Below are 7440 nucleotides of genomic sequence, written 5' to 3' on the forward strand. Positions count from 1 at the left end.
CACCCGACCCACCCGGGTCGCAGTTCAACGTAACCGTCACAACATCACGAAATAACTGCAACTACGAACTTAAGGAACCCCCGATGAGCACCACAACCCGCGTCGCGATCGTCACCGGCGCATCCCAGGGCATCGGCGAAGCCCTGGTGGCCGGCTGCCGCAAGCTGGGCTACGCCGTCGTCGCCAACTCCCGCACCATCGCCGAGAGCGGCGATCCCATGGTTCTCACCGTCGCCGGTGACGTCGCCCGGCCGGGCGTCGGCCAGCGGTTGGTCGATGCCGCCGTAGCGGAGTTCGGCCGCGTCGACACCGTCGTCAACAACGCCGGCATCTTCATCGCCAAGCCCTTCACCGAGTACACCGACGCGGACTACGACGCCATCACCGGCGTGAATTCCCGCGGCTTCTTCGAACTGACCCGCGCCGCCATCAGGACCATGGAGGCCCAGGGCGACGGCGGGCACGTCGTCACCATCTCGACCAGCCTGGTGGATCAGGCCAACTCGCAGGTGCCCTCGGCGCTGGCGTCACTGACCAAGGGTGGCCTGAACGCCGCGACCAGGGCGCTGGCCGTCGAATACGGCACCCGCGGAATCCGGGCCAATGCCGTCGCCCTGGGCATCATCCGCACTCCGATGCACGCGCCGGAGACGCACGAGTTCCTCTCGGCGCTGCACCCGGTCGGCCACATGGGTGACATCTCCGACGTCGTCGACGGCGTCCTGTACCTGGAGAACGCCAAGTTCGTCACCGGCGAGATCCTGCACGTGGATGGTGGTCAGAGTGCCGGGCACTGACGTGGTCCGCGAGGTCCTGGACCGGTGGCAGGCGGGCATCGCCGCCCACCGGCCGGACCAGGTCGCGGCGGTCTTCACCGACGACGCGATATTCCAGGGGCTGCGGCCCTACACCGTGGTACGCCAGGGCGTCTTCGACTACTACGAATCTCAGCCGGTCGGTCTGACGGTCGACTACCGCATCAACGAGATCCGGGAGCCCGCGGCCGGCGTCGTCCTGGCCTACACCCGGGCCGACTTCACCCGCCCCGACGGCGCGGTGATCAGCCTGAACCTGAGTGTCCTTGTCACACAAGGAGACAATGGCTGGCAGATCGCGCACTATCAGGTCTCGCCCGTCGGCTGACGGTCGAAATCAGAACTGCGGAACCGGCTCCCCGACGCGGTAGGCCTCGATGACATCCAGGTTCGCCATCAACTGCTCGACCGTGAAGCTGTAGATCTCGCCGTCCTCTTCGGTACCGACGAGGATGAGCTGCGGCTGGTCCGGATCGGAGACCCAGATCCGCGTCACCAACTCACGCGGATCGTCCTCGGTGGATTCGAAGCCCGACGGCGGGTAGTACCAGATGAGGTACTCGTCGTTGGAGTAGTCCGAATCGAATACCCAACCGCGCGGCAGGATTTCGCCCGCGATCCGCCCGACGGCCTCGACTTCGGCATGCACCTCGTCGGGCAGCCAGTTGGCGTTGCGCGTGGTCTGCCGCTTCTTGCGACGGGCCTTCTTGGCCGCGGTCTGCTTGGACATGCTCCAGCCCCCTAGCTCAGCGCCTGGTCCAGGTCGGCGATCAGATCCTCGGTGCCCTCGAGCCCGACGGAAATCCGCACCACGCCGTCGCCCAGCCCGATCGCGGCCCGGCCCTCCGGCCCCATCGCGCGGTGCGTGGTGGTGGCCGGGTGGGTGATCAGCGTCTTGGAATCGCCGAGGTTGTTGGAGATGTCGATGACCTGCAGCTTGTCGAGCACCTCGAACGCCCGGTCCTTGCCGCCGTCGAGCTCGAAGGTGACGACGGTGCCGCCGCCGCGCATCTGCCGCTTGGCCAGGTCATGCTGCGGATGTGACTGCAGGAACGGGTATTTCACCCAGTTCACGCCGCGCACACCTTCCAGGAACTCGGCCACCCGCTGCGCGGACCGGTTCGAGTAGTCGACCCGAATGGCCAGCGTCTCAAGGCCTTTCAGCATCGTCCAGGCATTGAACGCGCTGATCGCCGGGCCCGTGTGCCGCATCAGCTGCTGCACCGGCCCGGAGATGTACTCCTTGTCGCCGAGGATCGCACCACCGAGCACCCGGCCCTGGCCGTCGATGTGCTTGGTACCCGAGTACACGACGACATCGGCGCCCAGCTCCATCCCCTGCTGCAGCAGTGGTGTCGCGAAGACGTTGTCCAGCACCACCTTTGCGCCGGCGGCGTGCGCCAGCTCCGAAACCGCGGCGATGTCCACCAGCGACTGCATCGGGTTGGACGGCGTCTCGAAGAACACCGCGGTGGTCGGCACCGACAGTGCCTCCTCCCACTGCGACAGGTCGTCGCCGTCGACGAAGACGGTCTCGACGCCCCAGCGCGGGAGAATCTCGTTGCACACCACGAAGCAGGACCCGAACAGGCTGCGCGCCGCGACCAGCCGGTCGCCGGCGGCGAGCAACGCACCCAGCGCGGTGAACACCGCCGCCATGCCGGTGGCCGTCGCGAAAGCGGCCGGCGCCCCTTCGATGAGCCGCAGCCGTTCCTCGAACATCTGGATGGTCGGGTTGCCGTAGCGCGAGTACACGTAACGGTCGATCTCGCCGGTGAACGCCTGCTCGGCGGCCGCCGCCGACTCGTAGACGTACCCCGAGGTCAGGAACATCGCCTCGGCGGTCTCCTCGAACTCGGACCGCAGCAGGCCGCCGCGGACACCGATGGTCGCCTGGCTCACGCCGTCGGGCAGCGGCGCGGGAACCCGGACCGAGGGGACGCCGTCGGCGTTACGTTGCTTCATGCGCGATCCGCTCCGCTTCTCGCTGACTCCCTCACGACTGCACCCACGGCAACCCGATGGCGCGCCAGCCGCTGCCACCGCGATGACCCTTCTCGTCCAGGTGACCCTCGAAGCCGTCGAGCACGTTGTACGACGGGCCGATGCCCGCCGCCGTCGCCGCCTCGGCGGCACCGATCGAACGGTTACCCGAGCGACAGAGGAACACCACCGGCCGCTCGCCGGGCGTCACACCCGCGGCCAGCAGGTCGTCGACGAAACCCGTGTTGCGTTTGCCGTCATTCGACACCCACTCGATGTACACAACGTCACGTCCGAGGCTGGAGATGTCGGGCACGCCCACCCAGCGCCATTCGGCGTCGGTCCGGCAGTCGACAAGCACCGCCTCGGGGTTCTCGCTCAGCAGTTCCCAGGCCTGCTGCGGCGTGATATCTCCCGCGTAGCTCACGGATGCGAGTCTGTCACAAACTAGCTCGGGACCGGCGAGCACACCTTCCACGCGCCGTCCTCGTTCACCAGCACCACCGGCGCCGTGGGCTTCTGGTCCGGCGTCTTGTCGAAGTGATACATCAGCACGGCGGTGGCCTTCTGGCCGTCGAACTTGATGTCGCGCACCTCGTCGACGTAGCGCTGCCCGTTCTTGGCGGCCGAATCCTCTTGCTTGGCAAGCACATCCGCCTCGGTACCGGCCTGGGCCTTGCAGGTGTACGTCTGGAAGCGCGCGTAGTCCTTGCGCTGCAGCCCGTCGTTCTGGCCGACGACCGCGGTGCGCACCAGCTGCTCCGGCGTCGGATCGTTCCGGCCGAACACCCCGATCGCGTTCAGGACGGCGATTATGACCACGAGGACCACAATCAGCGCCAGCGCGGCCAGGAACGGGCCCAGCGTCTGCCGCGGGTGCGATTCCGATTCGGTCATGGTCACGTCCCCGTCTGGTTGATCGCCGAGTGGTTGAGCACAGCGGCCACCTGATGCGCGCGGTCGCGCGCCCGCACGACGTCCGGCGCCGTCGCCAATGCCACGCACACCTCACCGGAGAGCCGCACGTCGCTCTCGGCGATGGCCAGCGCATCCGGCAGTGCGCGCACGAGCGCGGCCCTGTCGGCCGACGGGCGGCTCACCTCACCGGCGGCCGGCGAGATCATGATGGTGTCGACGGGCAGTCCGAGGATCGCCCGCGCGTGCAGGTCGAACTGCGACAGCCGCTGCGAACGCGTCGTGACGAAGCCCGCGCCCGTCAGCATCGGATGGACCGTCGCGAAATAGACCTCCTCGGCCCCGGACTCCGGGTCGGCACCGAGCAGCAGGTCCACCGTGAACAGCCCCGTGCCGCCCAGCTTGCCCGCGATCCGGGCGGCGATCGAGCGCGCCGCGTCCAGCGCCGGCTCCGACAACAGCTGCGGCTGCCACAACTCCAGCGGACCGCCCGTCTCGTGGCGGTGACCGATCGGCTCACAGAACTGCACCACCGGACCCGCCTGACCCTGGGTCCGCACCGTCAGCATGGTGAACTCCGCCGTCACGTCGACGGCCGTCTCGGCCATCACGCGCTCGCCGCCCGCGGCCACCGCACGGTGCCACGCCACGTCGACGTCCTCGAGACGCGACAGCACCGAACGCCCCGCGCCCTCGTTCGCGGCATGCGTCACCGGCGTGATGGTGAGCGGCAGCCCGGCGTGCTCGGCCACCGCGGTGAGTTCGTCGACCGATCCGGCGAACCAGAACGGCGCCGTCGGCAGCCCCAGCTCGTTGGCCGCCAGGGTGCGCAACGCCTCGCGGTCGGACGCGAGCCGCAAGGCACCCGGCGTCGGGAACACCGCGACTTCCTCGAGCCCGGCCAGCGCCTGCACGACGTCGGCGCCGAGATCCGCCGCCGGGGACTGCACGACCACCACCTGTGGGGTGTGCCGGTCGATCAGGGTCCGCAACGCCGCCGCTCCGGTCGGCGCGGGCACCGCGGTCGCCCGCGTCCCCAGCCGCTGGAACGACAGCACCAGTTCACTGCTCAGCTCACCGGCACCGAGCACCAGAACCGTTGTCCGGTCTACCAAGTCACCAAACTCCCCCGTCGCTCCGCTCGCCCCGCCGGCCAATCTCCCGTCAACCCAACCTGATGTCGACGTAGCACCAGCGCCAGCTCTCCCCCGGCTCGACCGAGCGCATCACGGGGTGGCCCGTGCGACGGTAGTGCTCGTTGGCGTGTTGGTGCGGACTGGAATCACAACAGCTGACCTGTCCGCAGGTCAGACACATCCGAAGGTGCGCCCACGTATCCTCCCCAAGTGCCGCACAGTCACCACAGCGGCCGGGCGTCTGCGGCTCCGGTTCAGCTTGGCCGACGGCGTCGGCGAGGTGCGTGCAGGTGGTCGGGGAATTTTCTTCACGCGGACGCGTTGCCCGTGACTGCATCCATTTCCCCAGCATGTTGAACAAGGATAGGGCCCGGCTGACCGAGGAGGTTTGAGGACATGGGTGCCCCACTGCTGGCAGTGCTGGTGGCCTCGGTGTTGTTGGCCGCGCTGGCCCGCCGCTACGACGTCTCCGCGCCGCTGGGACTCGTCGTCGCCGGACTGGCCGTCGGGCTGATCCCCGGCGTGCCGGCCATCGAGATGCAGCCGCAGTTGGTCATGTTCGTCGTGCTGCCGCCACTGCTGTGGTCGGCCGGGCTGGAGAGCAGCTACCTGGCCCTGCGCAAGAACGTCCGTCCCATCGGGCTGCTCGCGGTGGGGCTGCCACTGGCCACGACCCTGGTCGTGGGGTTCGTCGCGTTTCACACCGTGCCGGAGCTGACGGTCGCCGCGGCCCTCACGCTGGGGGCCATCGTCGCGCCGCCCGACGCGGTGTCCGCCGCGGCCATCGGCCGGCGCCTCGGACTGCCCCGCCAGATCATGACGCTGCTCGGCGGCGAGAGCCTGCTCAACGACGCCACGGCGCTGACCGCATACAAGGTCGCGCTGGCCGCCGCCATCGGTGCGGCAGCGACCTGGCAGGGTGCGCTGGGCACGTTCGCGCTCGCCGCACTGGGCGGTGTCGTGATCGGCGGGCTCATCGGATGGCTCATCGAGTTCATCCGGACCTGGCTGGACGACCCCCTCGTGGAGAGCGCCATCGGGCTCGTCGCACCGTATTTCGTCTACTGGCTCGCCGAAGAGGCACACGGCTCCGGGGTGATCGCGGTGGTGGTCGCCGCGCTGCTGCTGGGACAGCGCGCGACACGGGCGTCGTACGCCACCCGGCTGCAGGACGACGCGGTATGGAAGTCGATCCAGCTGGTACTGGAATCCTTCGCGTTCCTGATGATCGGACTGCAGCTGCCGACCGTCATCGACGAGCTGACCGGCATCCGCGCCGTCACCCTCGCCGTGGCGTCGGCCGCGGTGCTGGCGACGGTGATCGCGGTCCGCATCGTCTGGGTGTACGTCATGGCCTACACGCCACGGATGCTGTTCCGCGGGGTCCGGGACCGAGAACCCGCCCCGACCCCGTCGCAGGTCTTCATCGTGGCGTGGGCAGGCATGCGCGGTGTCGTGTCACTGGCCGCGGCGTTCGGTGTGCCTCTCGTGACACTGAGCGGCGACCCGTTCCCCGGCCGGCCGCAGCTGGTGTTCCTGACGTTCGTCGTGGTGATCGGCACGCTGCTGTTGCACGGCCTGACGTTGCCATGGCTGATTCGCACGCTCGACGTGCGCAGTGAGGCCGAGGCCCATCAGGATGCCCTGGAGCAGGCCGCGGCCTCGAGTCGCGCGGCGCAGGCGGCGGCCGACCGGCTCGACGAATTGCTGGCTCGCAGCAGCGATTCCAGCGCCCAACAGCACGTCGGCGAGGTATTGCAGAGCTGGAACGACCGGCGCCGCAACGCGGTGTGGGAACGACTCGGGCGCAGTGACGACGACATCGGCGAAAGCCCGGCGTCGGCCATGCGGCGGCTGCGGCTCGAGATGCTGGCGGCCGAGCGCGAGACCTACATCGCCGAACGCGACGCCGGGAACATCGACGACGAGGTGCTGCGCTCGGTGCTGCACGGGCTGGATCTGGAAGAAGCGGCGCTCAACCGGGAGTAGTCCCCGCGCGCCGAGAAGGACCAAATGGTTGCTGGTAGGCACTCCACAGCCGCCATTTGGTCCCTTTCGAGCGATGATGGAGCCGATCAGCCCGCCCACACGTCTTAGAGGACATGCCGATTCCATTCGTCGGGGGCGATGCGATCGCTGCCGGCGTGCTGACCCGAGCGCAATTGCGCCACCGCTACCGACCGATCTTTCATGGCATCTACGTCCCTCGGCATCATCAAGTGAAATTGCGGGACCGGATTCGTGGAGCCGCCCTAGCGGTGCCGCTCGGCGTCATCGGTGGGATCGCTGCATCCGCAGTGCACGGCGCGAAGTGGGTGGATGACGATATGCCCATCGATGTCATCGGGCTGTGCAAAGGTCAGCGTGGACTCGTCGTCCGGCACGACTCCCTGGCCGACGACGAAGTGGTCACCATCGGTGGAGTGCGCGTAACTTCGCGTGCGCGCACGGCATTCGACCTGGCTCGCCACCTACCGCGGGACTCCGCCGTCGCGCGGCTCGATGCGTTGATGAAGATAGCGTCCCGGGGAGTGGTGGACTTCGGATCTGGCGTGGTTCACGCGTTGTGATCAACGAGTCATGGTGAACGC

At 68.3% G+C, this 7440-nt stretch carries 10 protein-coding genes; 4 read left to right on the forward strand and 6 right to left on the reverse strand.

Annotation, left to right across the window (positions count from 1 at the left end; translation table 11 throughout):
• The first annotated feature begins 83 nt into the window (after positions 1–83).
• Both ACJH6J_RS29635 and ACJH6J_RS29640 read left to right on the forward strand, forming a co-directional pair.
• Complete coding sequence (locus ACJH6J_RS29635; protein WP_406804981.1) at positions 84–797, forward strand: SDR family NAD(P)-dependent oxidoreductase; 714 nt, start codon at positions 84–86, stop codon at positions 795–797.
• Complete coding sequence (locus ACJH6J_RS29640; protein WP_406804982.1) at positions 784–1143, forward strand: YybH family protein; 360 nt, start codon at positions 784–786, stop codon at positions 1141–1143. The genes ACJH6J_RS29635 and ACJH6J_RS29640 overlap by 14 nt, the downstream gene beginning before the upstream one ends.
• A gap of 9 nt (positions 1144–1152) precedes the next feature.
• Here the strand turns inward: ACJH6J_RS29640 and ACJH6J_RS29645 are convergent, their stop codons facing one another.
• Genes ACJH6J_RS29645 through ACJH6J_RS29670 form a run of 6 tightly spaced genes read right to left on the reverse strand, consistent with a single transcriptional unit; the run spans position 1153 to position 5186 of the window.
• A complete protein-coding gene (locus ACJH6J_RS29645; RefSeq protein WP_061004543.1) occupies positions 1153–1545 on the reverse strand; it encodes a hypothetical protein in 393 nt (130 codons plus the stop codon).
• Between the two features lie 11 nt (positions 1546–1556).
• The gene (locus ACJH6J_RS29650; RefSeq protein WP_138250734.1) at positions 1557–2780 is read right to left on the reverse strand and encodes an O-succinylhomoserine sulfhydrylase; all 1224 of its coding nucleotides are present in this window, start codon (positions 2778–2780) and stop codon (positions 1557–1559) included.
• 31 nt (positions 2781–2811) lie between these two features.
• Positions 2812–3225 carry a rhodanese-like domain-containing protein gene (locus ACJH6J_RS29655; protein ID WP_406804983.1) on the reverse strand — a complete coding sequence of 138 codons (414 nt, stop codon included), beginning with the start codon at positions 3223–3225 and terminating at the stop codon, positions 2812–2814.
• A 20-nt stretch (positions 3226–3245) separates the two neighbouring features.
• Complete coding sequence (locus ACJH6J_RS29660; protein ID WP_133427871.1) at positions 3246–3695, reverse strand: lumazine-binding protein; 450 nt, start codon at positions 3693–3695, stop codon at positions 3246–3248.
• A gap of 2 nt (positions 3696–3697) precedes the next feature.
• Positions 3698–4828 carry an ATP-grasp domain-containing protein gene (locus ACJH6J_RS29665; RefSeq protein ID WP_061004550.1) on the reverse strand — a complete coding sequence of 377 codons (1131 nt, stop codon included), beginning with the start codon at positions 4826–4828 and terminating at the stop codon, positions 3698–3700.
• Positions 4829–4877: 49 nt separating this feature from the next.
• Complete coding sequence (locus tag ACJH6J_RS29670; protein WP_082762320.1) at positions 4878–5186, reverse strand: UBP-type zinc finger domain-containing protein; 309 nt, start codon at positions 5184–5186, stop codon at positions 4878–4880.
• A gap of 59 nt (positions 5187–5245) precedes the next feature.
• Here ACJH6J_RS29670 and ACJH6J_RS29675 point away from each other — a divergent pair, with 59 nt between their 5' ends.
• Together ACJH6J_RS29675 and ACJH6J_RS29680 are read left to right on the forward strand one after the other, a co-directional pair.
• Positions 5246–6838, forward strand: coding sequence for a Na+/H+ antiporter (locus ACJH6J_RS29675; RefSeq protein ID WP_061004552.1), 1593 nt, complete (start codon positions 5246–5248; stop codon positions 6836–6838).
• 113 nt (positions 6839–6951) lie between these two features.
• Complete coding sequence (locus tag ACJH6J_RS29680; protein ID WP_406804984.1) at positions 6952–7419, forward strand: hypothetical protein; 468 nt, start codon at positions 6952–6954, stop codon at positions 7417–7419.
• The last annotated feature ends 21 nt before the right edge of the window (positions 7420–7440 follow it).

Origin of the sequence: Mycobacterium sp. SMC-18 (assembly GCF_045310895.1) — a bacterium.
Classification (GTDB): Bacteria; Actinomycetota; Actinomycetes; order Mycobacteriales; family Mycobacteriaceae; genus Mycobacterium.

Excerpts from the sequence above, each read along its gene's own strand:
- ACJH6J_RS29635 (WP_406804981.1), top strand. The coding sequence starts at position 84 with ATGAGCACCACAACCCGCGTCGCGATCGTCACCGGCGCATCCCAGGGC.
- ACJH6J_RS29645 (WP_061004543.1), bottom strand. The coding sequence starts at position 1,545 with ATGTCCAAGCAGACCGCGGCCAAGAAGGCCCGTCGCAAGAAGCGGCAG.
- ACJH6J_RS29650 (WP_138250734.1), bottom strand. The coding sequence starts at position 2,780 with ATGAAGCAACGTAACGCCGACGGCGTCCCCTCGGTCCGGGTTCCCGCG.
- ACJH6J_RS29660 (WP_133427871.1), bottom strand. The coding sequence starts at position 3,695 with ATGACCGAATCGGAATCGCACCCGCGGCAGACGCTGGGCCCGTTCCTG.
- ACJH6J_RS29670 (WP_082762320.1), bottom strand. The coding sequence starts at position 5,186 with ATGCAGTCACGGGCAACGCGTCCGCGTGAAGAAAATTCCCCGACCACC.
- ACJH6J_RS29675 (WP_061004552.1), top strand. The coding sequence starts at position 5,246 with ATGGGTGCCCCACTGCTGGCAGTGCTGGTGGCCTCGGTGTTGTTGGCC.
- ACJH6J_RS29680 (WP_406804984.1), top strand. The coding sequence starts at position 6,952 with ATGCCGATTCCATTCGTCGGGGGCGATGCGATCGCTGCCGGCGTGCTG.